The sequence below is a fragment of the Nocardia sp. NPDC041819 genome (assembly GCF_055590505.1).
Window position 1 is genome coordinate 19,508 of sequence record NZ_JBVJAP010000012.1, and the last position, 25,929, is coordinate 45,436.

Annotated in this window: 22 protein-coding genes and 1 tRNA gene; 8 read left to right on the forward strand and 15 right to left on the reverse strand. The window is 68.6% G+C overall.

Going from position 1 to position 25,929, the window contains the following annotated elements; genetic code table 11:
• The first annotated feature begins 7 nt into the window (after positions 1-7).
• From ACZ6DL_RS27845 to ACZ6DL_RS27855, 3 genes are all read left to right on the forward strand, one after another.
• Positions 8-409, forward strand: coding sequence for a YciI family protein (locus ACZ6DL_RS27845; protein ID WP_174315502.1), 402 nt, complete (start codon positions 8-10; stop codon positions 407-409).
• The gene (locus ACZ6DL_RS27850; protein ID WP_466055503.1) at positions 406-1,671 is read left to right on the forward strand and encodes an RNA polymerase sigma factor; all 1,266 of its coding nucleotides are present in this window, start codon (positions 406-408) and stop codon (positions 1,669-1,671) included. The genes ACZ6DL_RS27845 and ACZ6DL_RS27850 overlap by 4 nt, the downstream gene beginning before the upstream one ends.
• Before the next feature lie 171 nt (positions 1,672-1,842).
• On the forward strand, positions 1,843-2,319 hold the full coding sequence (locus ACZ6DL_RS27855; RefSeq protein WP_466055505.1) for an NUDIX hydrolase: 477 nt from the start codon (positions 1,843-1,845) through the stop codon (positions 2,317-2,319).
• Between the two features lie 3 nt (positions 2,320-2,322).
• On the opposite strand, the gene ACZ6DL_RS27860 is transcribed toward ACZ6DL_RS27855, so the two are convergent.
• Positions 2,323-3,159 carry a phosphoribosylaminoimidazolesuccinocarboxamide synthase gene (locus ACZ6DL_RS27860; protein WP_466055506.1) on the reverse strand — a complete coding sequence of 279 codons (837 nt, stop codon included), beginning with the start codon at positions 3,157-3,159 and terminating at the stop codon, positions 2,323-2,325.
• Between the two features lie 219 nt (positions 3,160-3,378).
• Here ACZ6DL_RS27860 and pepN point away from each other — a divergent pair, with 219 nt between their 5' ends.
• Positions 3,379-5,961 carry an aminopeptidase N gene (gene pepN / locus ACZ6DL_RS27865; protein ID WP_466055508.1) on the forward strand — a complete coding sequence of 861 codons (2,583 nt, stop codon included), beginning with the start codon at positions 3,379-3,381 and terminating at the stop codon, positions 5,959-5,961.
• Positions 5,962-6,199: 238 nt separating this feature from the next.
• Here pepN and ACZ6DL_RS27870 read toward each other — a convergent pair whose 3' ends face one another.
• The 4 genes from ACZ6DL_RS27870 to ACZ6DL_RS27885 all read right to left on the reverse strand — a co-directional run bounded on the left by ACZ6DL_RS27870 (position 6,200) and on the right by ACZ6DL_RS27885 (position 9,259).
• Positions 6,200-6,664 carry a DUF5130 domain-containing protein gene (locus ACZ6DL_RS27870; protein ID WP_466055509.1) on the reverse strand — a complete coding sequence of 155 codons (465 nt, stop codon included), beginning with the start codon at positions 6,662-6,664 and terminating at the stop codon, positions 6,200-6,202.
• Entirely contained in the window at positions 6,651-6,929 is a 279-nt protein-coding gene (gene ctaJ / locus ACZ6DL_RS27875; RefSeq protein ID WP_062977182.1) for an aa3-type cytochrome oxidase subunit CtaJ, read from the reverse strand. The genes ACZ6DL_RS27870 and ctaJ overlap by 14 nt, the downstream gene beginning before the upstream one ends.
• A gap of 103 nt (positions 6,930-7,032) precedes the next feature.
• Complete coding sequence (locus tag ACZ6DL_RS27880; protein ID WP_466055511.1) at positions 7,033-8,637, reverse strand: glycoside hydrolase family 13 protein; 1,605 nt, start codon at positions 8,635-8,637, stop codon at positions 7,033-7,035.
• A gap of 217 nt (positions 8,638-8,854) precedes the next feature.
• Complete coding sequence (locus tag ACZ6DL_RS27885) at positions 8,855-9,259, reverse strand: globin (RefSeq protein WP_063053760.1); 405 nt, start codon at positions 9,257-9,259, stop codon at positions 8,855-8,857.
• A gap of 243 nt (positions 9,260-9,502) precedes the next feature.
• Here ACZ6DL_RS27885 and ACZ6DL_RS27890 point away from each other — a divergent pair, with 243 nt between their 5' ends.
• Positions 9,503-10,207: an HNH endonuclease gene (locus tag ACZ6DL_RS27890; RefSeq protein WP_466055513.1), complete on the forward strand. Its 705-nt coding sequence runs from the start codon at positions 9,503-9,505 to the stop codon at positions 10,205-10,207.
• 4 nt (positions 10,208-10,211) lie between these two features.
• Here ACZ6DL_RS27890 and ACZ6DL_RS27895 read toward each other — a convergent pair whose 3' ends face one another.
• Positions 10,212-10,778, reverse strand: a complete 567-nt coding sequence (locus ACZ6DL_RS27895; protein ID WP_466055515.1) for a helix-turn-helix domain-containing protein — start codon at positions 10,776-10,778, stop codon at positions 10,212-10,214.
• Positions 10,779-10,909: 131 nt separating this feature from the next.
• On the opposite strand from ACZ6DL_RS27895, the gene ACZ6DL_RS27900 reads away from it, so the two are divergent.
• Together ACZ6DL_RS27900 and ACZ6DL_RS27905 are read left to right on the forward strand one after the other, a co-directional pair.
• Complete coding sequence (locus ACZ6DL_RS27900) at positions 10,910-11,605, forward strand: AzlC family ABC transporter permease (RefSeq protein ID WP_466055516.1); 696 nt, start codon at positions 10,910-10,912, stop codon at positions 11,603-11,605.
• Complete coding sequence (locus ACZ6DL_RS27905; protein WP_357128243.1) at positions 11,605-11,913, forward strand: AzlD domain-containing protein; 309 nt, start codon at positions 11,605-11,607, stop codon at positions 11,911-11,913. The genes ACZ6DL_RS27900 and ACZ6DL_RS27905 overlap by 1 nt, the downstream gene beginning before the upstream one ends.
• A gap of 749 nt (positions 11,914-12,662) precedes the next feature.
• Here ACZ6DL_RS27905 and ACZ6DL_RS27910 read toward each other — a convergent pair.
• The 8 genes from ACZ6DL_RS27910 to ACZ6DL_RS27945 all read right to left on the reverse strand — a co-directional run bounded on the left by ACZ6DL_RS27910 (position 12,663) and on the right by ACZ6DL_RS27945 (position 24,957).
• Positions 12,663-13,331 (reverse strand): DUF8185 domain-containing protein, encoded by a 669-nt coding sequence (locus tag ACZ6DL_RS27910; protein ID WP_466055518.1) that lies wholly within the window; start codon positions 13,329-13,331, stop codon positions 12,663-12,665.
• A 45-nt stretch (positions 13,332-13,376) separates the two neighbouring features.
• Positions 13,377-13,829 (reverse strand): acyl-CoA thioesterase, encoded by a 453-nt coding sequence (locus ACZ6DL_RS27915; protein WP_063053764.1) that lies wholly within the window; start codon positions 13,827-13,829, stop codon positions 13,377-13,379.
• A gap of 8 nt (positions 13,830-13,837) precedes the next feature.
• Positions 13,838-18,775 carry an NAD-glutamate dehydrogenase gene (locus tag ACZ6DL_RS27920; protein ID WP_466055521.1) on the reverse strand — a complete coding sequence of 1,646 codons (4,938 nt, stop codon included), beginning with the start codon at positions 18,773-18,775 and terminating at the stop codon, positions 13,838-13,840.
• A 193-nt stretch (positions 18,776-18,968) separates the two neighbouring features.
• Positions 18,969-19,091, reverse strand: a complete 123-nt coding sequence (locus ACZ6DL_RS27925) for a hypothetical protein (protein ID WP_281218377.1) — start codon at positions 19,089-19,091, stop codon at positions 18,969-18,971.
• Positions 19,092-19,545: 454 nt separating this feature from the next.
• On the reverse strand, positions 19,546-21,222 hold the full coding sequence (gene ettA / locus ACZ6DL_RS27930) for an energy-dependent translational throttle protein EttA (protein ID WP_063053815.1): 1,677 nt from the start codon (positions 21,220-21,222) through the stop codon (positions 19,546-19,548).
• Positions 21,223-21,300: 78 nt separating this feature from the next.
• Positions 21,301-21,798, reverse strand: coding sequence for a single-stranded DNA-binding protein (locus ACZ6DL_RS27935; RefSeq protein ID WP_466055522.1), 498 nt, complete (start codon positions 21,796-21,798; stop codon positions 21,301-21,303).
• 160 nt (positions 21,799-21,958) lie between these two features.
• Positions 21,959-22,927 carry a serine/threonine dehydratase gene (locus ACZ6DL_RS27940; protein ID WP_466055524.1) on the reverse strand — a complete coding sequence of 323 codons (969 nt, stop codon included), beginning with the start codon at positions 22,925-22,927 and terminating at the stop codon, positions 21,959-21,961.
• Positions 22,924-24,957 (reverse strand): bifunctional copper resistance protein CopD/cytochrome c oxidase assembly protein, encoded by a 2,034-nt coding sequence (locus tag ACZ6DL_RS27945; RefSeq protein WP_466055526.1) that lies wholly within the window; start codon positions 24,955-24,957, stop codon positions 22,924-22,926. Before ACZ6DL_RS27945 ends, ACZ6DL_RS27940 begins: the two co-directional genes overlap by 4 nt.
• A 201-nt stretch (positions 24,958-25,158) precedes the next feature.
• Between ACZ6DL_RS27945 and ACZ6DL_RS27950 the strand changes: the two genes are divergently transcribed.
• Positions 25,159-25,232, forward strand: a tRNA-Arg gene (locus tag ACZ6DL_RS27950).
• A 212-nt stretch (positions 25,233-25,444) separates the two neighbouring features.
• On the opposite strand, the gene ACZ6DL_RS27955 is transcribed toward ACZ6DL_RS27950, so the two are convergent.
• The gene (locus ACZ6DL_RS27955; RefSeq protein WP_063053819.1) at positions 25,445-25,846 is read right to left on the reverse strand and encodes a group I truncated hemoglobin; all 402 of its coding nucleotides are present in this window, start codon (positions 25,844-25,846) and stop codon (positions 25,445-25,447) included.
• Between the last annotated feature and the right edge of the window lie 83 nt (positions 25,847-25,929).

The following is a 25,929-nucleotide window of genomic DNA, read 5'->3' on the forward strand; positions in this document are numbered from 1 at the left end:
ACGAATCGTGAAGTACATGCTGCTGAAGACTTACGGACCTACCGCGTACTGCGACACACCGATCAACGAATGGTCCCCGGAAGAGATCCAAGCGCACATAGACTTCCAGCGCGCGCTGGGTGCGCAGCTGGCCGAGGCGGGCGAGCTGGTGGACGCGCAGGGGTTGGCCGGGCCGGACGAGGCACGGATCGTCAATTCCGACGGCCGGTCGGCGCCGGTGGTCACCGACGGGCCTTTCCCGGAGACCAAGGAGTTCCTGGCCGGGTACTGGATCGTCGACGTGGACAGCCCCGAACGGGCCTACGAGATCGCCGCGCAGGCCTCCGCCGCACCCGGTCCGGGCGGTAAACCGATCGGCGAGTACATCGAAGTTCGCGCGGTGATGGGCGCCCCCGCCACCGAGCAATGAGCGACCGGCGTGCGGTGCCCGACGACACACCGCTCCCGGCGAGCACCGAGGACCTGCTGCGCGCACTGGCGCCGCAGGTCCTCGGAACGCTCCTCCGCCGCTTCGGTGACTTCGACGCCGCAGAGGACGCGTTGCAGGAAGCGCTGCTGGCGGCCGCGACCCAGTGGCCGAAGGAGGGCTTGCCGGACAATCCACGTGCCTGGCTGATCCAGGTCGCGCAGCGCCGCATGGCCGACGCGGTGCGCGCGGAGGTGGCCCGGCGGCGCAGGGAGACCATCACCTTCGACCGCGAGGTGACCGACGCCGTCCCGGTGGACCACGACGACACGCTCACCATGCTGTTCCTGTGCTGCCATCCGGCGCTGTCGCCCGCCGCCGCCATCGCGTTGACGCTGCGCGCGGTGGGTGGCCTGGGCACCGACCAGATCGCCCGCGCCTTCCTGCTGCCGGAAGCGACGATGGCGCAGCGGATCACCCGGGCGAAGAAGAAACTGGCCACGGTCGAGCGGCCCTTCGCTCAGCCGGGTGACCAGCGGTGGCGGGAGCGGCTCGGCGCGGTCCTGCACGTGCTGTACCTGATCTTCAACGAAGGCCACACCAGCAGCTCGGGGCACACTCTGCAGCGGACGGACCTGTCCGACGAGGCGCTCCGGCTCACCAGGGCGGTGCACCGGCTGCTGCCCGAAGACCCCGAGGTCACCGGCCTGCTCGCATTGATGCTGCTCACCGACGCCCGGCGCGCGGCACGCACCGGTCCACACGGCGAACTCATCCCGCTGGCCGAGCAGGATCGCACGCAATGGGACCGGGCGCTGATCACCGAAGGAACGACCCTCGTCACCGGCACGCTCGCCGGCGGCCTGCGTGGCCCCTATCAGATCCAGGCGGCCATCGCGGTCCTGCACGCACAGGCCGCACGTGCCGAGGACACCGAGTGGGCCAAGATCCTGGCGCTGTACGACCGGCTCGAACAGCTCTCGGACAATCCGATGGTGACGCTCAACCGGGCGGTGGCGACGGCGATGGTGGCGGGGCCGCAAGCCGGTCTCGCGCTGGCCGAGGCCCTCGACGACCGGCTGCCGGGGACCCACCGGCTCGACGCCGTACGCGGACACCTGCACGAGATGGCCGGTGCGGTGGACGCGGCCATCGATTGCTACACCAAAGCCGCCGCCCGCACGACGAGCGTCCCCGAACGCGACTACCTCACGATCCGCGCGGCACGGCTGCGCCAGGAAACGCGGGTGAACCTCTCCGGGTGAGGCGCATGTCGAGGCTTCGCGCATCCGGCCTGCGGGCGCCTCGACATGCGAGCGCCCCGAAGCCTGCGAGCGGCGACGACGGGGCGATCGCCGCGTAACGGCTGCTCCGGCGACGCGCCCGGCAGAACGGCCGAGGAGGCTCGGCCGAGCGCGACCGGGCAGACTACGCGTGTGGCAGGCAGACACAGTGCGGGAGTCCTTCTCTTCCGCCGGAACTCCGACGGCGCCATCGAGGTGTTGCTCGGGCACATGGGTGGTCCGTTCTGGGCGCGAAAGGACCTGGGCGCATGGTCGATTCCGAAGGGCGAGTACGAACCGGAGACGGAGGACGCGCGAGCCGCGGCGAGCCGCGAGTTCACCGAGGAACTCGGACTTCCGGTCCCGGACGGCACGTGGCGGCCGCTGGGCGAGATGCGCTACAGCAGCGGTAAGAAGGTTCTCACCGCCTGGGCCATCGAAGGCGATCTCGACCCCGCCGCCGTGGCGCCGGGAACCTTCGAACTGGAATGGCCGCCGCGCTCCGGCCGGTTCGCGCAGTTCCCGGAGATCGATCGCGCGGAATGGTTCGACACGGCCACCGCGCGCGACAAACTGGTGGCAGGCCAGCGGCCCTGTCTGGACCGGCTGGCCGAGCTGCTCACCGACTGAGCGTTACCGCGGCACGCCCGCCCAGGTCCGGCCGGTGATGAGTTCGTAGGCCTCGACATACTTCTCGCGCGTCGCCGCGACGACATCGGCCGGGATCTCCGGGCCGGGCGCCTCCTTGTTCCAGCCCGTGGAGGTGGACCAGTCGCGAACGAACTGCTTGTCGAACGAACGTTGCGCGCGACCCGGCTCCCACTCGTCGGCGGGCCAGAAACGCGAGGAATCGGACGTGAGCACTTCGTCGCCGAGGGTGAGCACGTCACCGTCCCAGCCGAATTCGACCTTGGTGTCGGCGACGATGACACCCCGTTCGGCGGCGTGCGCGGCCCCGCGGGTGTAGAGGTGCAGGGTCATCTCGCGCAGCCGCTCGGCGACCTCGCGCCCCTCCTGGTTCACCACGTCCGCGAAGGTGATCGGCTCGTCGTGTCCCTCGGACGCTTTGGTGGTCGGGGTGAAGATCGGCTCCGGCAGCTGGTCGCCCTCGCGCAGTCCGGGCGGCAGCGCGACCCCGGACACCGAGCCCGTCCGCCGGTATTCCACCAGCCCCGACCCGGTCAGGTAACCGCGCGCGATGCACTCCACCTGAACCATCTTCAACGGCTTGACCCGGATGCCGCGACCGGCGAACTCGGCGGGCACGTCGGTCGCGGAGACCACGTGGTTGGGCACGTCGGTGAAGTACTCGAACCACCAGTTCGACAGTTGCGTCAGCAGTGCGCCCTTGTCCGGGATCGGCGTCGGCAGCACCACGTCGTACACCGACACCCGGTCGGAGGCGACCAGCAGCAGCGTGTCGCCGTCCTCGTACAGGTCACGCACCTTCCCGGCGTGCACATGCTTCAACGTCGAGCCTCCGAATCCGTGGTGGTGAACCTGTGCTGTACCAGGCACAATACCGCCGTCCCCGAGCACGGCCGTCGCGCCGCCCGCGTCGCACCGCCGTCCCGGCGCGCAGGAGGGCCCGATCATCGAGGTTTGTCGGGAAAGTCCCGCGCGGCTTGCTACGCCGAGGTGGCATTGTGGGTGTCGCCCGTGCCAGTTCTTCGACCCCGAAGGAGCCTTATGTCCGCACCCAATCTCACTCGCGACCAAGCGATCGAACGCGCCGCGACAGTGTCGGTCGAGAACTACCGCGTCGAGCTGGACCTCACCGACGGCGCGGGCGAACCGGGCGAGCAGACCTTCTTCTCCCGCAGCACCGTGACCTTCACCGCGACGCCGGGCGCGAGCACGTTCATCGACATCGTGGCGCGCGGCGTGCGGTCGGCGGTACTCAACGGCACCGCGCTGGACGTCTCCGACTACGACGAGTCGACCGGGATCACGCTGACCGGCCTGGCCGAGCGCAACGAGCTGGTGGTGGAGGCCGATTGCGAGTACTCCCACACCGGCGAGGGCCTGCACCGGTTCGTCGATCCCGCCGACGAGGCGGTGTACCTGTACTCGCAGTTCGAAACCGCCGATGCCAAGCGCATGTTCGCCTGCTTCGACCAGCCGGACCTCAAAGCCACCTTCGACCTCGCCGTCACCGCACCGGAGGACTGGCAGGTCATCTCCAATGCCGCCGTCGTGCAGACGCTCGCGCCGGAGCCGGGCAAGCACGTCTTCCGCACGACCCCGAAGATGAGCACCTACCTGGTCGCGCTCATCGCAGGCCCGTACGCGCAGTGGACCGACGTCTACACCGACGAGCACGGCAGCATCCCGCTGGGCATCTACTGCCGCGCCTCGCTGGCCGAGTACATGGACGCCGAGCGGCTGTTCACCGAGACCAAGCAGGGTTTCGGCTTCTACCACCGCAACTTCGGCGTGCCGTACGCGTTCGGCAAGTACGACCAACTGTTCGTCCCCGAGTTCAACGCGGGCGCGATGGAGAACGCGGGCGCGGTGACCTTCCTGGAGGACTACGTCTTCCGGTCCAAGGTCACCCGGGCGTCCTACGAGCGGCGCGCCGAGACCGTGCTGCACGAGATGGCGCACATGTGGTTCGGCGACCTGGTCACCATGAAGTGGTGGGACGATCTGTGGCTGAACGAGTCGTTCGCCACCTTCGCGTCGGTGCTGTGCCAGTCCGAGGCCACCGAATACGCCAGCGCGTGGACCACGTTCGCGAACGTGGAGAAGTCCTGGGCCTACCGGCAGGACCAGCTGCCCTCCACCCACCCGATCGCCGCGGACATCCCCGATCTCGCCGCGGTCGAGGTGAACTTCGACGGCATCACCTACGCCAAGGGCGCCAGCGTCCTCAAGCAGCTCGTCGCCTATGTCGGTCTGGAGCCGTTCCTGGCCGGTCTGCGCGCGTACTTCGCCGATCACGCCTACGGCAACGCCACCTTCGACGACCTGCTGTCGGCGTTGGAGAAGTCGTCCGGTCGCGATCTGTCCACGTGGGGCGCGCAGTGGCTCAAGACCACCGGGCTGAACATCCTGCGCCCGGATTTCGAGGTGGACGCCGAGGGGAAGTTCGGCTCCTTCGCGGTGGTGCAGGAAGGCGCGCAGCCCGGCGCCGGTGAGCGGCGCGTGCACCGCCTGGCCATCGGCGTGTACGACGAGCAGGACGGAAAGCTGGTGCGCACGAAGCGCGTCGAGCTCGACCTCGACGCCGCCGAACGGACCGAGGTGCCCGAGCTGGTCGGCGTGCCGCGCGGCAAGTTCGTGCTGGTCAACGACGACGACCTCACCTACTGCTCGATCCGCCTCGATGCCGATTCGCTCGACGTGCTGGTCAACCGCATCGCCGACATCGCGGAGCCGCTGCCGCGCACGCTGGCCTGGTCGGCGGCCTGGGAGATGACCCGTCAGGCGGAGTTCCGCGCCCGCGATTTCGTGGCGCTGGTCGAGCGTGGCGTCGGCGCCGAGACCGAGATCGGCGTGGTGCAGCGGCTGCTGATGCAAGCCAACACCGCGCTGAGCAGCTACGCCGATCCCGAATGGGCCGCGGCCACCGGCTGGCCGGAATACGCGAACCGACTGCTGGAGCTGGCACGCGAAGCCGAGCCGGGCTCCGACCACCAGCTGGCCTTCGTCAACGCGCTGACCGGCGCGAAGCTGTCGGCCTGGCACACCGAGGTGCTGCGCGAACTGCTCGACGGTGATCCGGCGAAGGTCGGGCTGCCCGGCCTGGTCATCGACACCGATCTGCGCTGGCGGCTTCTCGCCGCGCTCGCGGCGGCGGGCGAGGTCGACGCCGACGGGCTGGACACGCCGGTCATCGACCAAGAGCTGTCCAACGACCCGACGGCGGCGGGCAAGCGGCAGGCGGCCGCCGCGGCGACGGCGCGTCCGATCGCCGAGGTGAAGGAGCAGGCGTGGGCGACGGTGATGGGCGACGACTCGGTGCCCAACGTCACCGCCCGCTCGATCGTCGGCGGCTTCGCGCCCGCCGGACAGGGTGAGCTGCTCACGTCCTACGTGGAGCGATATTTCGCCGAGGTGCCCGGCGTCTGGGAACGCCGCTCCAGTGAAGTCGCCCAGACCGTGGTGGTAGGCCTCTACCCGCACTGGGCGATCAGCGAGGACGCGGTGGCCGTCGCCGACAAGTTCCTCGCGGGCGACCACCCGCCGGCGCTGCGCCGCCTGGTCAGCGAGGGCAAGGCGGGCATCGAACGCTCGCTGCGCGCCCGCGCCTTCGACGCCCAGGGCTGAACCGGCCCCTGCCGACGGCAGAGGCCATCGGCGGGTCCGATCGGCCCCTCCGGCGCGACGTGCGGCCGGGCGGCCGCAACAGGGCGTGCTCATCCGTCGTGATGAGCACGCCCTGTTCGCGTCATGCCCCCGATGCCGCTTGGACCTGGCGTGTTCCCGCGGGCAACATCACGCGGAAACACGACGGCGCGCCCACCCGAACGGGTGAGCGCGCCGGAATGCGCTGTACAGCGGTGAACTACCGACCGATGGCGGCGGCCATCACGCGCACCGCGGATACCACGCCGTCGATCAGCTGGCCCTGCCGGAACGAGCTCAGCGCGGCGGTGACGCCGAGCTGGCAGACGCGATCGTTCGCACGGTCGGCGACCGCCTTGCCCGAGCGCACCTCGATCGCCTTCTCGTTGGGCGAGACGGCGATCAGTACCGAGTGCGCCGCCTCGGGCGTGCCGGGGAAGATCGCGTCCGCGGCTGCGGCCGGGTCCTCGCCCAGATCGCCGATGTAGACGTTGAAGCGCACCTTGGTCGCCCGGGTCGCCTCGGTCAGCACGTTGTCCATGGTGAGCCGCTCTTCATCGTTGAACGGCGCTTCCTTGAACACGTCGCCCGCCTCGTGCACGCCGGAGACGCGCCCGCTGGTGGTGATGGCGTATCCGTGCGGCAAATCGGCTTCGATCACCGCGGGCCACTTAGAACCTGCCACTTGCCCGTCCTCCGATCAGCTCCACCTCGGTGGACTCGATGGCCGCATGCTGTCCATGCGGCGTTTCCGGAAAGTGGTGACCCGAGCCGATCACCTCTTCAGTGGCACTCCACAGCACCGGCGGCTGGGTCCACTTCTGGCCGAGGGCGAAGTGGACCGGCTTCTCGCCAGGCAGCGGCTTACCGAGGAACGACAATCCGGCGATCACGCCGTAGATCACCAGCGGGATGCCGGCGAAGATCAGCACTGTCTCGAGAATGCTCACGGGTCAAAGGTAGACGATCCTCTGTAGTAGTTCTCCGTCCGGTCGCGCCGGAACGCCGTCCGAGTCGGCGGCACGGGCGCCGAGCTGGGAGTTTCACCGTGGCTCAGACCAGCCAGGCCGCCGCGTTGGGCGGCAGCTGGCCGCCCTCGGCCTGCGCGCTGGCCAGCAGCACGTCTCCCGGCGGTAGCTGGATGGGCGCGTCCGAGGCGTTGAGCACGCAGACCAGTCCGCCAGGTCGGCGGAACGCGAGACAGCCCGGCGGGCTGCCGTACCACTCGACCCGGTCCCCCGCGAACTCCGGACGCAGCGAGCGCAGTTCGATAGCGAGGCGATACAGCGACAAGGTCGACCCCAGCTCCTCGAGCTGAGCCTCCACGGTCAGCGGTGCCCAGTCCGGCGGCATGGGCAGCCACGGCGTTCCGGTGGTGAACCCGTACGGCGGCGTGGCGCCCTCCCACGGCAGCGGCACCCGGCAGCCGTCACGGCCGCGCTGGGTGTGCCCGGAGCGCTCCCACACCGGATCCTGCAACATCTCGTCCGGCAGGTCGTCGACGTTGGGCAACCCCAGCTCGGAGCCGTTGTAGAGGAACACCGCGCCGGGCAGCGCCAGTTCCAGCAGGATCATCGCCCGAGCGCGCGCGACGCCGAGCGCGCCGCCGCCGTACCGGGTGACCTCGCGCTCGATGTCGTGGTTGGACAGCGTCCAGGTGGGGACGGCGAAGACCGGGGCGACGGCGGCGAGCGAGTTGTCGATCGCGTCGCGCACCGCCTCGGCGTCGAACGACGATTCCGCGAGGCGGAAGTTGAAGGCCAGGTGCAGTTCGTCGGGGCGTACGTACTCGCCGAAGCGCGTGTTGTCGTTCACCCACACTTCACCGATGGTCACCGCGTCGGGGTATTCCTCGACCACCTTGCGGATCCGGCGGTGGATGTCGTGGACGGCGGGATTGTTGAACCGCGGGTCGCTGTCGTCGTGCGCCAGCAAGGCCGAGACGGACAACTGGGGCATGTCGGGCAAACCGTCGGGCTTGGCCATGCCGTGCGCGACGTCGATCCGGAACCCGTCCACCCCTCGGTCGAGCCAGAACCGCAGTGTCTGCTCGAAATCGGCGGCGACCTCGGCATTCGACCAGTTCAAGTCCGGCTGTTCCCGGGCGAAGATGTGCAGGTACCACTGGCCGGGGGTGCCGTCGGGTTCGGTGATCCTCGTCCACGCCGGGCCGCCGAAGATGCTCGGCCAGTTGTTGGGCGGCTCGGCGCCGTCGGGGCCACGGCCGTCGCGGAAGATGTACCGGTCGCGCTCCGGGCTGCCGGGAGGCGCGGCCAGTGCCGCACAGAACCACGGATGCCGGTCGCTGGTGTGGTTGGGCACCAGGTCCATGGTCACCCTGATCCGGCGGGCGTGCGCCTCGGCGATCAGCGCGTCCATCGCGGCGAGCCCGCCGAAGAGCTGATCGATGTCACGGGGGTCGGCAACGTCGTAGCCACCGTCGGCCATCGGCGAACGCATCACGGGGCAGATCCACAGCGCGTCGACCCCGAGCAGTTCGAGATAGCCCAGTTTGTCCCGGACTCCCCCGAGATCGCCGACCCCGTCTCCGCTCGAGTCCGCGAAAGATCTCGGATAAACCTGGTAGAACACGGCCGACCGCCACCACGACTGAGTGGTGGGATCCACCGGCGCCGTTACGGCTGGTGCATCACTCACATCCGCAATAGTGCCAAAGTTTCGACGCGAAAGCCTTCAGGCGAGATGAGCTTTCGAATCGCGGGCAAATATTCAGCAGCGACCCGTACCGAGGCGAAAAACCCTGCTCTACACCGTCTCTCAGGCGAAATGCCTCCGTCACTCCGTGTTCACCAGCGAATCCGTCGTCACCACAACGCGGTAGAAAACACACCGCCGCCCCAAGGCGAAGGCATTGTCAGAATGGGGCGTTCACCAAGGAGTTGGCTGCCATCTCCAAGTAGTCCAGCAGCGCCTTGCGATGCTCGTCATCCAGGGTTTCGGGCTCGATCTCGGCGACCGCGATGCGCATACACCGCAGCCATGCGTCCCGCTCGATGGGTCCGATGGTGAACGGCATGTGCCGCATGCGCAGGCGGGGGTGGCCGCGCTCGTCGGAGTAGGTGCGCGGACCGCCCCAGTACTGCTCGAGGAACATTCGCAAGCGCCGCTCGGCCGGGCCGAGATCCTCCTCCGGATACAGCGGGCGCAGCACCTCGTCGGCGGCCACCTCGCGATAGAACGTCGCGACGAGCCGCTGGAACGTCTCCGCCCCACCGACCGTCTCGTAGAACGACGTCGCCGTCTGCTCGCCCGAAGTCATAGACCCTCTCGATTCACCGGATGCGCCGCTGTCCATTGTGCCCGCGCGGGGGGACTGCCGCCGCACTGCCCTCGCGCTGCCGCTCGGCAACCGGAACATCGCGCTGAAATGGCACTTCAGCCACAGTTAACCGGACATTGTTGAAAATCACCGTGCAATGCCCGACATTCCATGGTCAACTGGGTGACAGTCTCTGCTTTGCAGATACCACATGATCCTGCCAATCATGAAATCGAGGTCGAGATGAAGCAGCGGCACAGCGCCCGATCACACGAGGCGCGAGCGCACCGACAACTCCAGCCCGCCGACGTCCACAATCGTGGGTCGGGGGCTACTCCGCTGCACATCGTGTCCGACCATCATCCGGGTGGACATCGTGGCCATCACGACCACGGACCCCGCCCCACCGCCCCGCCCGCCGAAGGCACGAACTGGCTCAAGACCAGGGTGTTGCTGTTGAACGCCACCTACGAGCCGCTCACCGCTCTGTCCGCGCGCCGCGCGATCGTCCTGCTCATCTGCGACAAGGCCGATGCCATTCATCACAGTGACGAAGGGCCGGTGGTCCACTCCGCCGAGACGGCGGTGGCCATCCCCTCCGTGATCCGCCTGCGCAGCTATGTCCACGTCCCGTACCGCGCCCGGGTGCCGATGACCCGCGCCGCCCTCATGCACCGCGATCGCTACCGCTGCGGTTACTGCGGCGGCAAGGCCGAGACCATTGATCACGTCATCCCGCGCAGCCGCGGCGGGGAACATTCCTGGGAGAACTGCGTCGCCAGCTGCGCGCCGTGCAACCACCGCAAAGCCGACAAGCTGCTCAGCGAGCTGGGCTGGACGCTGCGAGCCCCGCTGGTCTCGCCGAAGGGCCCGCACTGGCGCCTGCTGTCCACCACCACAGAACTCGACCCCGTGTGGTTGCAGTATCTCGGCGAAGGCGCCGCCTGAACGATCAGGTGTATTCCACCACCAGCGTCGCCCAGGTCGGCGAGGCCAGCGCCTCGAATACGTGCGGCCGGTCACCCGGGTACGCGATGTAGTCGCCCGGGTGCAGTTCGACGGGCGCGTCGACCGGTCCGACCAGCGCGCGCCCCTCGGCGAGCAGTACATGTTCGACCACACCGGCGATGTGCGGATCCGATCGGCGCGCATGCCCCGGCTCCGCGGTGATGCGAAACAGATCGCGGCGGGAATTGGCCGGCCCGGCCGCCAGCAGGGTCGCCCGGTAGTCGGATTGCTCGGCCGCGACGACCGGGCCCTCACCGGCACGAATCACGTGCACGCTCGGGCGCGGCGGGTCGAGCAATCGGGAGAACGGCATATCCAGGGTGACGCACAACGCCCACAGGGTTTCCAGGCTCGGATTCCCGGTGCCCGATTCCAACTGTGACAGTGTGGATTTCGCGATACCCGCCCGGCCGGCGACCTCGCTCAGCGACAACCCGGCCCGAGTGCGCTCGCGGCGCAGCGCGGCGGCGATCACCGCCTGGGGTGTTGTCGTCGCGTCCTGCTCGGCCATACCCGCTCCGTTTGTTCTGCGTCGCCTGTGGCGCGACGTCTTCGGTCTCGCTTCGCTCGAACCTGTGGTCGTGCGAATAGCGACAGAAAACCATATTGACGGAACCGGGCGCCATGTTCACTATAAACAACATGCGTTCGATATGGCGAACACTCGATCGGGATGTGATGACGGGAATCGGGGCAGTTTGTCTCGCCGTCGGCGTGATGGGGGTCTCCTACGGGGCGACCGCGGTCGCGGCGGGCTTGCCGATCTGGCTCCCGATCCTGCTCGGGTGCGTGGTGCTCGCCGGAAGCTCGGAATTCCTCTTCATCGGCATCGTCGCCGCCGGGGGCAGTCCGATCGCGGCGGTGCTGGCGGGTTTGCTGGTGAACGCCAGGCATGTGCCCTACGGTCTGTCGGTCCCCGACGCGGTTGGCACAGGTTGGCGCAGGTCATTGGGCGTCCATCTGATGAACGACGAGTCGGTCGCCATGACCATCGCGCAGCCCGACGCGCGGCGCAGGCGGGCGGCCTACTGGCTCACCGGCGCGGGGGTGCTGCTCGCCTGGCCCGGCGGCGCGGCCATCGGGGCGTTGATCGGATCGGTGGTTCCGGACACATCGGCGTTCGGGCTCGACGCGGTGTTTCCCGCCGTCCTGCTCGCGCTGGTGCTGCCGGCTCTGCGGGATCGCACCACTCTCGCCGCGGTGAGTGCGGGCGCGGCGATCGCGCTGGTCTGCGCTCCGTTCCTGCCCACCGGACTGCCGGTCCTCCTGGCCCTCTGCGGGGTGCTGGTCGCGGCGCGGGGGAAACCCGATCCGTCGGCCGCACAGGGAGCCGCGTGATGCTGGCCGCCGGAATCATCGCCCTCGCCGCGGGCACCTACGCGTTTCGCTGGGCCGGGCCCGCGCTGCGCGAGCGGGTGCGCATTCCGGCGCGCGCGGTGCGCATGCTGGAAATCGGCGCCGTCGTGCTGCTGGCCGCGGTGGTGGCCGTGACCACCCTGCCGATCGGCACCGCGAGCCTCGGATTCGCCGTGCCCGCAGGCGTTCTCGTCGGCGGAGTGTTGGCCTGGTACCAACGCCCCATCTTGCTGGTCATGCTCGCCGCCGCCGCGACGGCGGCACTCCTTCGCTCGATCGGCGTCCCCTGACGGGCCCGAACACCCTTCCTGCCACCTTCTTTCGCGAAGGGCGGCGCCGTCCCCTCCTGCCGACGGCGCCGCCCATACCATCGATCGTTCCCGGACGTCCACGTGCTACCGGGTCCGCCTCGCGCGCCGGAATAACGCCGCGTACGGCACAACCGAGCTGATGATGGCCGTACGGAACGAATTCGAAAGGCCGGTCCGGCGCACGACGATCCGTCGTCAGCGGATCGTGCCCGCGACCGACGGCAGCACGATCGCCCGTCGGCGCCAGCGGGCGCCCCGCCCTCGAAGCGTGCCGACGGCGCCGCGACACCCCGCGCAGACAACCGTCGATACGCGCAACCGCTGGCAGCACACCGCTCACCGGCACCAGCGGGCGATCCACCCCTCGAGGCGGGCCCACGGCGCCGCGAAACCACCACAGCCTATTGACGGTGTCGGTGCGGGCGCGGCCGACTTCGTCGCGACGATCGGCGAGCATGCCCAACGCGATCAGCTCCGAATCTGCCTGCACTCGGTGCAGGTCCGGTGACCGCATCGTGGAGCGAAAGTATTGCGAGGCAGCACAATCGACGGTTCGCACGGCGATAGCCACTCTCGCACCACTCTCCCGCTGCCCCGCGCCGCGCGCATCGACGGGACGCGGCGTCTACGCGGAAGCAGCAAGCCGAAGGTGCACTCGACGACACGAACGTAGACGTTCGAGCAGCGCAACGGTGTCCAGCCCACAGTGGTTTCGGCGCGCGGCACGCTCAATGCGGTAGCAGGGGAATCCCTCCACCGAGCCGCCGAGCCACGGAGCCGTAGCGGGCGTCGAGCCGCAGCCATGTCCTGGTCGCCCGGACGCGCACGATCTCGGTGGGCGGTATGCGGCGAGCGTCGGCCTTCTCCCCCGAATGCGGGATGAAGTCCATGGCCGTGAGGGCGAAGACGACCCGCATCGGCACCTCCACCCGGGCGCCCGCGCCGGACACGGTCAGCACCGCCTGATCGAGCAACGAGGCGGGCGGGCCGTGGCTGCTGCTGTGTTCCTTCGCCAGTTGCGCACCCTGCTCGGCGAGTTCCACCAAGGTGCGCGCGGGCACGTCGTCGACGTGCGCGAAACCGTCCGTCGGCGGCAGCGCGCCACGCCACGCCGAATCCATCGAGAATCCCAGGTCGATCGGACCGCCGCTCGCCGAACCGGCCAGCACGAGATCGGCGCCGACGGTCACGTCGTCGACACCGAGCTCGGCGACCACCGTGCGCATGGCCAGCACCTCGAAACCCGTCGCCACCCAGGCCGCGACGTACTTCTCCCCGCGGCGGCGCAAGCGCACCACCGCCGCCGGGTCCAGCCGCACGGCCCTGGTCAGAAACGTCGCGAGGTTCTCTCGCTCCGCCGGATCCGGCACATGCAGCACTCGTTGTTCCGCTATCACGGCAGCTCCGCCGTCAGCACTCGACGATCATCGACGCGCGGCCACTCACTCCATCCATTCGGACAGGTAATCACGCTCGGCGTCGGTGAGCCTGCGCAATCGCTGCGCCCGCATGTCGAATGCCGCGATCTGCGTGGAGGCGACCACGGCCGCGGGCGAATCGGGCTGCGCGCCCGCCGCACGCACCTCGTAGCCGATGGTGAAGTCGACCGCGCGCAACTGCTCGATCCACATGGCGATATCCAGCGGCGTGTCCTCGTGCCGCAGCTGGCCGCGGTAGCGGACCCGCAGGTCGGCGAGTACGCAGCCCTCGCGCAGCGGGGCGGTCGGACGACCGTCCTCGAACAGCCACGGAATCCGCGCCTCTTCCAGCAACGTCACCATCCGGGCATGGTTGACGTGCTGGAACACGTCCATGTCCGACCACCTGACGTCCACCTTGGCGTGGAAACGCCTGGGCAGCACGAGGCTGCCCGCCGCTTTCCCACTTCCGCTCACCGAACTCGTCAACGTGGTACCTCCGATTGAGCGCCCACCCCGCTCACCATGCTCCGCACTTGCCGCGCTGCAACCGACAACGTGGCGAGATCGTGGGTTCCGGACTCGAACAATTCCGACAGCGCCGCCCTGGCTCGGCCGAGGCGGGACTGATTCTTCGACTCCCAGTATGCAATCTTCTCATCCGCCGTTTCCTCGGGGTCGCCGCCGGAGAGCACGTCGAGGGTGAGCGAGCGCAGCGACCCGTACATGTCGTCGCGCAGCGCGAGCCGCGCCAGCGCGTGCCAGCGGTCGCCGCGTTCGAGGTGGCTGACCGCCTGCAACAGCCAGTCGATCTTGAGGTGATCATTGAGCGCGTAGTACAGCGACCCGACCTCGTCGCCGTCCCGGTCGGTGATGTCGGCGATGTCCACGATATCCAGCAGCGGGAACAGGTGGAGCAGGCCGAAGACCTCGGTGGCCAAATCGGTCGGCGCGCCGCGGGCGATCAGCTCGGCGGACCGTTCGGTGAGGGTCGACACGTGGTGTCCGCGAAGCCATCCCGGCACCTTCGGTGCCAGTTCGCGCACGTCGGCGCGATACCGGCTGATTTCCGAGCCCACCGCGATCGGCTGCGGCCGGTTGCTCAGCAGCCAGCGGGAGGCCCGGTCCAGCGTGCGCTTCGTCTCCAGCTCGAGCAGGTCGCGCACCGACGTGGGCGCGTCGCAAGCACGGATTCGCGCCCACATCTGGTGCAGATCGAAGATTCCGCTGCCCGCGGCGAAGGCGCGCACCGCGTCGGTGGCGGTGGCCCCGACCTCCTCTTTCAACCGGTGCGCGTAGGTGATGCCGCCATAGTCGACCATCTCGTTGGCGATCATGGTGGTGACGATCTCCCGGCGCAGCCGGTGCCGCTTGATCGCCGCCCCGAAACGGTCGCGCAGCGGAGTCGGGAAGTAGTCCGGCAGCCGCATGGCGAAATACTGGCTGTCGGGCAGGTCGGAATCGAGCAGATCAATCTTGAGCGAGAGCTTCACATGCGCCATCAGATTGGCCAGCTCCGGCGACGCCAGCCCGGAGCCTTCTTCCAGCCTGCGCTTCAACTCCTGATCCGAGGGCAGCGCCTCGAGTTCGCGATCCAGGCCGCGACGCACTTCGAGGTCCTCGACGAGCCGCATCTGCACGCTCAGCATCTGCGACGCCTCGGTGCGCGAGATACCCATGAGGAAGTTCTGCGCCACGTTGTCCCGCAGGACCATCTGCGCGACCTCGTCGGTCATCGAGGCCAGCAGCGGATTGCGGTCGTCCGGCGGCAGCTGACCGCCGGAGACGACGGCATCGAGCAGGATCTTGATGTTGACCTCGTGGTCGGAGCAGTCCACGCCCGCCGAGTTGTCCAAGGCGTCGGTGTTCATCTTGCCGCCGTTGCGGCAGAACTCGATGCGGCCCAGCGCCGTCGCACCGAGGTTGCCGCCCTCGCCGATCACCTTGACCCGCAACTTGTTCCCGTTGACGCGCACCGGGTCGTTGGACTTGTCACCCACTTCGGCGTTGGTCTCGGCGCTTGCCTTGATGTAGGTGCCGATCCCGCCGTTCCACAGCAGATCGACCGGGGCGAGCAGGATGGCGCGGACCAGATCCGGCGGCGACAGCGAGACGACGTCATCGCCGAGGCCCAGCGCCGCCCTGGCCTGCGGGCTGATCGGCACCGCCTTCACGGTGCGGTCCCACACACCTCCACCGGGGCTGATCAGCGAGGTGTCGTAATCCGCCCACGACGACCTGGGCAACGCGAACATCCGCTGCCGCTCCCGGTAGGAACGCGCCGCGTCCGGGTCGGGATCGAGGAAGATGTGGCGGTGGTCGAACGCGGCCACCAGACGAATATGCTCCGACAACAGCATGCCGTTGCCGAAGACGTCGCCGCTCATGTCACCGATGCCGACCACGGTGAAGTCCTGGGTCTGCGTATCGAGGTCCATCTCGCGGAAGTGCCGCTTCACGCTCTCCCACGCACCCTTGGCCGTGATGCCCATCGCCTTGTGGTCATAACCCGCGGATCCACCGGAGGCGAACGCGTCGCCCAACCAGAAGCCATAACTCTGGGCCACATCGTTGGCGATGTCGGAGAATGTCGCGGTGCCCTTGTCGGCGGCCACCACCAGGTAGGTGTCGTCACCATCGCGCCGCACGACTCGGGCGGGGGGCAGCACCTCCCCGCTCGCGCGGTCCACATTGTCGGTGACATCCAGCAGGCCGGAGATGAACGTGCGGTAGCAGGCCACGCCCTCGGAACTCAGCGCCTGGCGGTCCGCGACCGGATCGCCCGTGGCCGCCGGCGGTTGCTTCACCACGAAGCCGCCCTTCGCGCCGACCGGCACGATCACCGCGTTCTTCACCGCCTGCGCCTTGACCAGACCGAGGATCTCGGTGCGGAAGTCCTCCAGGCGGTCCGACCACCGCAAGCCGCCACGGGCCACCGGACCGAATCGCAGGTGCACGCCCTCGACTCGCGGCGAGTACACGAAGATCTCGAACTGCGGCTTCGGCCTGGGCAATTCGGCGATCTCCCGCGGTTCGACCTTCACCGAGACGTAGTCGCGCGGCTTGCCATCCGCGTCGGTCACGTAGTAATTGGTGCGCAGCGTCGCCTTGATCAGGCCGAGGATCGCGCGCAGGATGCGGTCCGCGTCCAGGCTGACCACCTCGTCGATCCGGCCGCGCACCTGCGTCTCCAGTTCCGCGGCGTGCTCGGCGGAGACGGTGTCGGGATCGAAGCGCGCCGCGAACAGGTCGACGAACAGGCGCGCGATATCCGGATAGGTGAGCAGCACACGGCAGATATTGGCCTGGCTGTACGGAAAGCCCGCCTGCTGTAGATATTTCGCGTAGGTGCGCAGGATCGATACGGCCCGCCACGGCAGCCGGGCACGCAGCACGAGTTCGTTCAGGCCGTCCGCCTCCGCGCGGCCGTACCACATCGCCTCGAAGGCTTCCACGAACCGCTCCCGCAGCCCGCGCACCTCCGCCTCCAGCACGTCGGCGCGCTTGGAGGACTCCAGCAGTTCCGCGTCCAGATCCCGATCGAGCGAACTGCGCAGCAGCTCCGCGCGGGCGAGCAGGCCGAAGTCGTAGATCCACCGCTCACCGCCTTCGGCGCCGTCGGCGGCCTCCAGCTCGATCTGGTAGGGCCGCTCGTCGACCACCTCGACGCCGAGGCTCTGCAACAGCGGAAGCACCTGACTCAACGAGATCCCGCTGCCACCGATGTAGAAGGTGAAGCGCCATGAACCGGGGGCCGAATCCGGCTTCCGGTACAGGTATTGGTCGATACCGCCGTCGCGCAGCCGCTCCAGGCGCACGATGTCCCGCAGCGCGCGGGGCGAGGCGAAATCCTGCTTGTAGCCCTCGGGAAAAGCTTCCGCGTACTGCTGCACCACGGCGGGGTCGAGCACCGTCGACGTGCTCACCTCGTCGTTCAGGCGGTCGTCCCAGGTACGAGTCGCCTCGGCGAGCAGGTTCTGCAGACGCAGCCGGTTGGGTTCGGAAGTGTCGGCGGCGGGCGGCGTCCGCCGCGGGGCGCCGTGCTCGGCTTCCGGCATGCGCACCGTGAAATACACGCGCGCCAAGTCGCTTTCGCCCACTCGCGCGGAGTAGTCGATGGACACTCCGCCCAGTTCGCGGACCAGGATGTCCTGCATCTCCAGCCGCGCCCTCGTGGTGTACCGGTCACGGGGCAGGTAGACCAGGCAGGCGACATAGCGGCCGTAGGTGTCCGCGCGCAGGAACAGGCGCACCTGGCGGCGCAAGCCCACGCTCAGGACGGCGGTGGCGGTGCGGCGCAGTGTCTCGCCGTCGGCGGAGAACAGCTCGGTGCGCGGGAAGGACTGGATGACCTCGAGCATCGCCTGACCGGAGAACGATTCCAGGTCGAATCCGCTCTCCTCGATCGCCGAGCGGACCCGGCGCTCGATCACCGGGATGTCCAGGACGTTCTCGTGCACGGCGGTGACCGTGAAGACGCCGATGAACAAGTGCTCGCCGACCACCGCTCCGTCCGCGTCGAAGTCGGCGACGCTGACGAAGTAGGGGTACACCGCACGATGCACGGTAGCCGGAACCAGCCCCTGGGTAAGGGTCAGCAGGGGACGGTCGCCGCCGTTGACCGGCACGTGGAAGTCGGTGCCCACGTCCGGACGCAGTACGCCGAGGCAGGTGGCGGGCAGGACGGTGGTCATCTCCCGGCCTTGGTCGGTGCTCAGCCGATAACGCGCGTATCCGAGGAGGGTGAAATTCCCCCCGGCCAGCCAGCGCAACAGGTTGGCGGTGTCGGTCAGTTCGGTCGGCTCGAACGGCGCCGCCCCGGATCGCGCGGCCCGTTCCAGGTCGTCGGCCAGCTTGCTCTGCGCGTCCTTGATGGCATCGGTGTCACCGATCACCTGACGCACGTCGTCCACCACGTCCGGCATCGCGGATTCGACCTTGGCCAGCAGCGCCGCACTGGTCGACGGGTGCAATTGCACGTGCATCCAGGATTCGCGCAGCCCCGCCGCGCCGGTGCCGTCCACCTCGTGCGCGGCGGCGTGCGTCAGCTGCCCCTGCTCGTCCCGCTCGACCTCGAAGATCGGGTGGATGATCTCGCTGGCGCTCACGCCGATCCGGCTCAGCGACGAGCTGATCGACTCGACCAGCAGCGGCATGTCGTCGGTGACGATCTGCACCGCCGCACCGACTCCGGAACCGTCATCCGGGTGATACACCCGGACCAGCGCGCGCCCCGGGCGGCGGGTCACCGCCAACTCCAAATGCCTGCGGAAGATCTGGGTGATGCCGGTGATCGCACAGTCCACATCGCCCGCGTCGACGTGGCGGAAGTACGCTTCCTCGAGCGTCGCGAGTTCGCCGCGCAGTGACTGCGGCAAACCCGCGGCCCACGCCGCGCTGGACAATTCGGACGAGACGGTCATTTTTCGCCAACTCCCTCGGATATCGGTTCCGTAACAAAGTGACGCCGGTCCGAGAGTAACTGTGCGCCGAGGACGCGTGGGTGAATTCCCTTTCGACATGCAGGAGTTCACCGCGACCGCGTAGTTCGCCGCTCGTGTGCCGAGATCGCACGCGATGACCTCGGGCACAGCACAGAATCCGGACCCGCGAACGTCAGGTGAGCGCTACAGGTCGTATCCGCGGCGGCAGCGGCGCCGCACCGGTACCTCGGGTCAGCTCGGCCACCGCGCCGGCGACCGAAGCCACCGATTGCTCGAACTGCGCCTGCGCATTCACATCTCCACCCTAGCGAGCTACGCGCGGGTAGGTGTCACTCCTGTTTCCGCGTTCGGCGACAAAGACTTTTCGCGCCGTCCCACCGAGAGCGTTCGTCGCCCGCTCCCGGCTCTACCGTCCGGCCCAGCCGCCTCCCACGGCGCACCGGCAAACGCTGAGCAGCGGCGGAAGCCAGCGCCCGACCTCCGCGCCTTCTCCCGCGGTGGCAGCGGATCACGCACGCCGAAATCGACTCGCCGACATCCGGTCCGAGCGCCGCCCGCATCGAACGGTGGCGGACAGCCGTGGTCGGGCCACCGGATCGCCCGGCCAGAGGGAAAGCGACTCCCACCGAGGCGATGGCCGCTCGCCTTCGGCTACTGATGTCCCGGGTACCCGTGCTTGCGCACGAATCTTTCGCCGCTCCGGGCAGGGGGGTGCGTGCTACGTCGCGCACCCACCCGCCACGACGAACTCAGCCGCGGGTCAGCTTGCGGTGCGTCACCCGGTGCGGGCGAGCCGCGTCCGGGCCGAGCCGCTCGACCTTGTTGGCCTCGTAGGCTTCGAAGTTGCCCTCGAACCAGAACCACTTGGCCTCGTTGTCGGAGTCGCCCTCCCACGCGAGGATGTGGGTGCAGGTGCGGTCGAGGAACCAGCGGTCGTGCGAGATGACCACGGCGCAACCGGGGAACTTCTCGAGCGCGTTCTCCAGCGAACCCAGGGTCTCCACGTCGAGGTCGTTGGTCGGCTCGTCGAGCAGGATCAGGTTGCCGCCCTGCTTGAGGGTCATCGCCAGATTCAGCCGGTTGCGCTCACCACCGGACAGGACGCCCGCAGGCTTCTGCTGGTCGGGGCCTTTGAAGCCGAACGCGCTCACATAGGCGCGCGACGGCATCTCCTGCTGGCCGACCTCGATGTAGTCCAGCCCGTCGGAGACCACCTGCCAGACCGTCTTCTTCGGGTCGATGCCCGCGCGGTTCTGGTCGACGTAGCTCAGCTTGACCGTATCGCCGACCTTCACCTCGCCGCTGTCCGGCTGCTCGAGCCCCACGATGGTCTTGAACAGCGTGGTCTTACCGACACCGTTCGGCCCGATCACGCCGACGATGCCGTTGCGCGGGAGGGTGAACGACAGGTCCTTGATCAGCTGGCGATCGCCGAAGCCCTTGTCGAGGTGCTCGACCTCCACCACGACGTTGCCCAGACGGGGGCCCGCGGGAATCTGGATCTCCTCGAAGTCCAGCTTCCGCATCTTCTCGGCTTCGGCCGCCATCTCCTCGTACCGGCCGAGACGGGCCTTGTTCTTGGCCTGCCTGGCCTTCGCACCGGAACGCACCCAGGCGAGTTCTTCCTTGAGCCGCTTCTGCAGCTTCTGGTCCTTCTTGCCCTGCACCTCGAGCCGCTCGGCCTTCTTCTCCAGGTAGGTGGAGTAGTTGCCCTCGTAGGGGTAGGCGCGGCCGCGGTCCAGCTCGAGGATCCACTGGGCGACGTTGTCCAGGAAGTACCGGTCGTGGGTGACCGCGAGCACGGCACCCTGGTACTGCGCCAGGTGCTGCTCGAGCCAGTTCACGCTCTCGGCGTCCAAGTGGTTGGTCGGCTCGTCCAGCAGCAGCAGGTCGGGCTTGCTCAGCAGCAGCTTGCACAGCGCCACCCGGCGGCGCTCACCACCGGAGAGGTTGGTGACCGGCTCGTCCGGCGGCGGGCAGCGCAGCGCGTCCATCGCCTGCTCGAGCTGGGAGTCCAGATCCCACGCGTCGGCGTGATCCAGATCCTCCTGAAGCTTGCCCATCTCCTCCATGAGCTCGTCGGAGTAGTCGGTGGCCATCAGCTCGGCGATCTCGTTGAAGCGATCCAGCTTCACCTTGATCTCGCCCATGCCCTCCTCGACGTTGCCGCGGACGGTCTTCTCCTCGTTGAGCGGCGGTTCCTGCTGCAGGATGCCGACGGTGGCGCCCGGGGCGAGGAAGGCGTCACCGTTGTTCGGCTGGTCCAGTCCGGCCATGATCTTCAGCACGCTGGATTTACCCGCGCCGTTCGGGCCGACGACGCCGATCTTGGCGCCGGGAAGGAAGTTCAAGGTGACATCGTCGAGCACGACTTTGTCGCCGTGCGCCTTGCGAACCTTCTTCATCTGGTAAATGAACTCAGCCATAAGTGTGCAGCCTATCGGTGCGTGAGATGGGGGGACGAAGCAGAGCTACCTGCCGCCGGGACGAAACCGGCCGTGCGATCAAGCGTCGACAGGCTCGGGTGCGCTACTGCGCGGCGGTGCAGAACCGGCGGCGGCGATATTCTCCCCCGGCGCATCGCGGTCCGGTACCCGAGCTTCAGCGCTCGGCACGTCGGAAGTATTCCGCGACGGCAGATCGGACCACCGCGTCAGCCGCGCCACACAGCGGGACAGGTCCGGTCCGACCACGGTAGCGCGCATCTCCAGGTCTCGTCGTTCCACACCGTCCTTGCTGCGGTACTCGTGGGAACGCAGGTGGCCGTAGGCGATGACCGGATCGCCGCGCCGCAGGGACGCGTCGACCCCCGCCACCAGCCTGCGCCAGCAGCTGACCGTGAGGTACAAGGTGCCGTTGTCCACCCATTGCCCCGACGCGTGATCCAGCCGGCGCGAATTGCTCGCCAGCCGGAAGGTGACCACCTGCTCGCCGTTGGCGAGGTCGCGCTTGACCGGATGCGTGGCGATCGTTCCGATCACGGTCGCATGAGCCTCGTACATGATTACGCCCCTTCACATTCGGATCCGGGCCTGCCCGGAATCTCCTCCCCCTCCAGGAGGCTCTTCCAGGGTGCGCCGATCCGCGGGCGCCGAGCGAGCCGATCCGGGAATGTGCACAGCTTCCCGAGCTGTGAAGATTGAACATTTCACGCAGGAGAGATCAGAACACCGCCACGTCGGTATTCGCGCCGCAGAGCACGATGACCGGGCGCTCGTCCGGCTCGGGAACATAGGCTCCGCTGTGCACCGCGGCCAGCGCCGCCGCGCCGGCCAGTTCCACGAGGATGCGGAATTCGCGCCACAGATACTCGCGCGCCGCGCTGATCGCGTCATCGCTGACCAGCAGCGACCGCACTCCGTGCCGGCGCGAGACGTCGAGGGCGATTTCGCCGATCCGCGTCGGGCCCAGCGCGTCGACGGTAGGCCCGGACCCGACGATGTCCACGGGATGGTCCGCCGTCAACGCCGCGCGCAGGATCGCGGCGCCCTCGGGCTCCACCCCGATGACCTGCTGACGGCGCCCGACCGCCGCCGCGATCCCGGCGACGAGTCCGCCGCCGCCCACCGCGGCCAGCACCGGCGGCCGACCGCGCACCTGCTCCTCGAGTTCCAGCCCGACCACACCGATCCCCGCGACCACCGCGGGCAGGTCGTAGCCGTGCAGCAGCAGCGCGTCGCGTTCGACGGCCAGCTCGGCCGCGTGACCCAAGGCCTCCGCATAGGTGGTGCCGTGCCAGAGCACATCGGCGCCGTGCGACCACATCGCGGCGACCTTGGTGTGCGGGGCGGTCTCCGGGACGACGACCGTGCACGACTTGCCCAGTCGCGCGGCGGCGAGCGCGGCCGCGATACCGGCGTTGCCACCGGAGGCGATCACGACCTGATCGGCCTCCTCGCCCGACTCCAGCAGCGCGTTGAGGCTGCCGCGGACCTTGAACGTCCCGCCGTGCTGGAGATGCTCGAGCTTCATCGTCACCGGCACCGGACCGGACGGGCTCGCCACGGACGTGTGGAAGACCGGCGTCTTGCGGATCTGCCCCGCCAGCCGCTTGCGCGCGGATCGCACGTGCGACCGTTCCACCCGCCCGACCGGTCTGTGTGGGGAGACCACGGTGGCGCGTTCACTCACTTACGCACTTCTCCATCTCGCTTGGCCAGTTCGGCGTACATCGCGTTGTATGCGGCGAGTGCGGCGTCGTTGTCGCGTTCGGCGGCTCGATCGGTGCGTTGCGCGAGCCGCTTGTCGCTGCGCGACCATTGGATCAGCAAGGCAAGCATCACCACCACCAGAGGGACCTCACCGCTCGCCCAGGCGAGGCTGCCGCCGGTGCGCTGGTCGCCGAGCAGGTCGCCGTTCCAGCCGAGCCCTAGGCCGCGATAGAACCAGCCGCCGAGCACCGTGGTCGTGCTCATCAGCGCCACGCCGAAGAACGCGTGGAACGGCAGCGAGCCGAAAACCATGGCGAGCTTGGTCAGCGGTTCGGCCTGCCTCGGCTTGGGGTCGATGCCGATCACCACCCAGTAGAACAGGTAACCGCTGAGCAGGAAGTGCGTGTTCATCAGCAGATGCGCGGCGTGCGAGTCGGCGTAGGCGTCGAAGATGCCGCCCAGATACAGCGCGTAGAACCCCGCGACGAAGATCGCCGAGGCCACGATCGGGTGGGTCAGAAAACGCGACACCGGGTTGTGCACGGCGGCCAGCAGCCATTCCCGGGGGCCGGGCACGCCGCCGCGGCCCGCCGGAGGCAGCGCGCGCAACGCCAGCGTCACCGCGCCACCCAGCGCGAACAGGATCGGGGCGAGCATCGACAGCGCCATGTGCGCTCCCATATGCACGCTGAACATCGCGGGCGAGTACCGGCCGACGCCGGAGGAGGTGGCGACGAGCAGCACCACGCACCCGGACAGCCAGGCCAGCGTCCGCCCGGCAGGCCACGCGTCACCCCGCGCTCGCAGCCGCCGCACGCCCAGCAGATACAGCACCGCGAGCACGACCGACAACGTTCCGAAGATCAGATCGAACCGCCAGTCGAACATCATGCGGGCGACGCTGGGCGGCCCAGCCAGGTCGTAGCCCAACTCCACTTCGACGGGGGTCGGAACGGAATCGGGAGGTGGCGGCGGCGTGCGGCCGAGCCCGACCGCGAGGCCGATGGTCGCGGCGAAGATCAGCACCTCGACGCCCGCGTAGCGGGCCAGCGCCGAGCGGTCGCGGGGATCGGCCGCGAGGGCGGGCAAGGCGGCGCGGCGCTGGAGATAACCGAACGCGCCGAGCACCGCCAGCGCCGCGGCCTTGGCGAGCACCAGCCTGCCGTAGGTGCTGCTGAACAGCTCGTCCAGCGGCACCCGGACCCAGGAGTTGATCACGCCGCTGACCGCGATGACCGCGAAAGCCACCGTGGCGGTCAGCGAGAAGCGCCGCGCCGCCAGGTCGGTGTACGCGCCGCCGCGCAAGGCATGCGCCAGCACCGCGAACAGGCCGCCGACCCAGACGGCGGACCCCACCAGGTGCAGGATCAGGCTGTTGGTCGCCACGTCGTGCGACCCGCCCGAGGACGAATGCCCGGTCAACGCCAGCGGCATCATGGTCGCGATCGCGCCGCCGAGCAGCACCGGAGTCCAGCCCCAGCGCAGCGCGAGCCGGCAGCCGACCGCGACGATCAGGGCGAAGACGACGGTCGTGCGCCAGGCCCCGGCCAACTCGATCTGACCGATAGCCCGCCACAGACCGTCGGGCCGCAGCACTTCCCCGACCGGCCGGCCCGTGGTGTCCGAGACCGTGAGCGGCACGAGCAGCGCCGCACAGCATGCCCAGACCACCGCGAAGTTCGATGCCCGGTGCACCGCCCGATATCCGCCGACGTCCAGCAGTCCATTGCCCTGCGGCGGCACGAGGAACGCCGCGAAGAGCAGCGAACCGACCGTCAGGGCCGCCGCCAGATCGGCGAGCGCCCGCACCGCGGGCAGGCCGTAGGTGGTCGCCACGCCCGGGTCGGGGATGCCGAGCAGACTCAGCGCCTGCGCCGCCGACAGCCCCACCACCAGTGCCGCGACCACGGCCGCGATGGCGCCGGCCAGCGCGGTGACCGTCGTGAACGTCGCCCCGGACCGGACAGCCTCGGCTTCGGGAGCGGCGGACGAGGTGGGGGCGGACGACATACGACTGAGCGTAGTTCGGCGAGTAATCCGTGGCCCGGTCGGGTTTGTACCGATATCCTGACCGCGGATCACCACCGGCACGTCACCTACTGTCTCGGGATGGCTGAAACGTTGCTAACGCTAAGAGTTCGACCACCTGGACGGTCGCTATAATCGACCCGCTGGACAGCACGGCCAATGTCGGCCATCGTGGAACCCGCTGCCTCCGTAGCTCAGTTGGATAGAGCAAGGGCCTTCTAATCCCTAGGTCGCAGGTTCGATTCCTGCCGGGGGCGCAGCACACTGGAGACCTGCAGCTATGCGGGTCTCCAGTGCTATTACCCAGGGAGCGCGAAGCTCAAACACTCGGAGATTCTCCTCCCGCGCATCTCGCCACCGAACAGTGTCCGCGATCGAGCCGAAGTTCCGGCGAGACTTGCGAGCCGGTTGCAGGGCCGGACACCGCCCCATTGCCCGCCGCCGACCAGCGCGAGCGCCCTGCCAAGCCTCAAATCTCCGCGGGCGAGGAAGCGATGTCGTCGGCCAGCGGGGCCACGGCACCCAGGATCTCGGCGACCAGGTCGGCGGGCACCCCGGCCGCGGTGAGCGAGGCCTCCAGGTGTCCCGCCACCAGACCGAAGTGGTGCATGGTGATACCCCGGCCCTGGTGCACCTGTTTCATCGGAGCGCCGGTGTACGGGAGGGGACCGCCAAGGGCCGCCGCGAAGAACTCGACCTGCTTCCCCTTCAACCGCGACATGTTCGTGCCGGTGAAGAACCCAGCCAATTCACCGTCGGCGAGTACGCGAGTGTAGAAGTCTTCCACGACGACCTCGAGCGCCTCGTGACCGCCGACCTTGTCGTAGATGCTGGTTGTCTTGCTCTTCCCGAGCCAGGAGGGCATTCGCATGACTACCAGGACACCACCGGACTGTTGCGTCCGGATTAGTGTGACGTCGCGGCTCGTTTGCCTTCATCGCAGCGCGATTACTC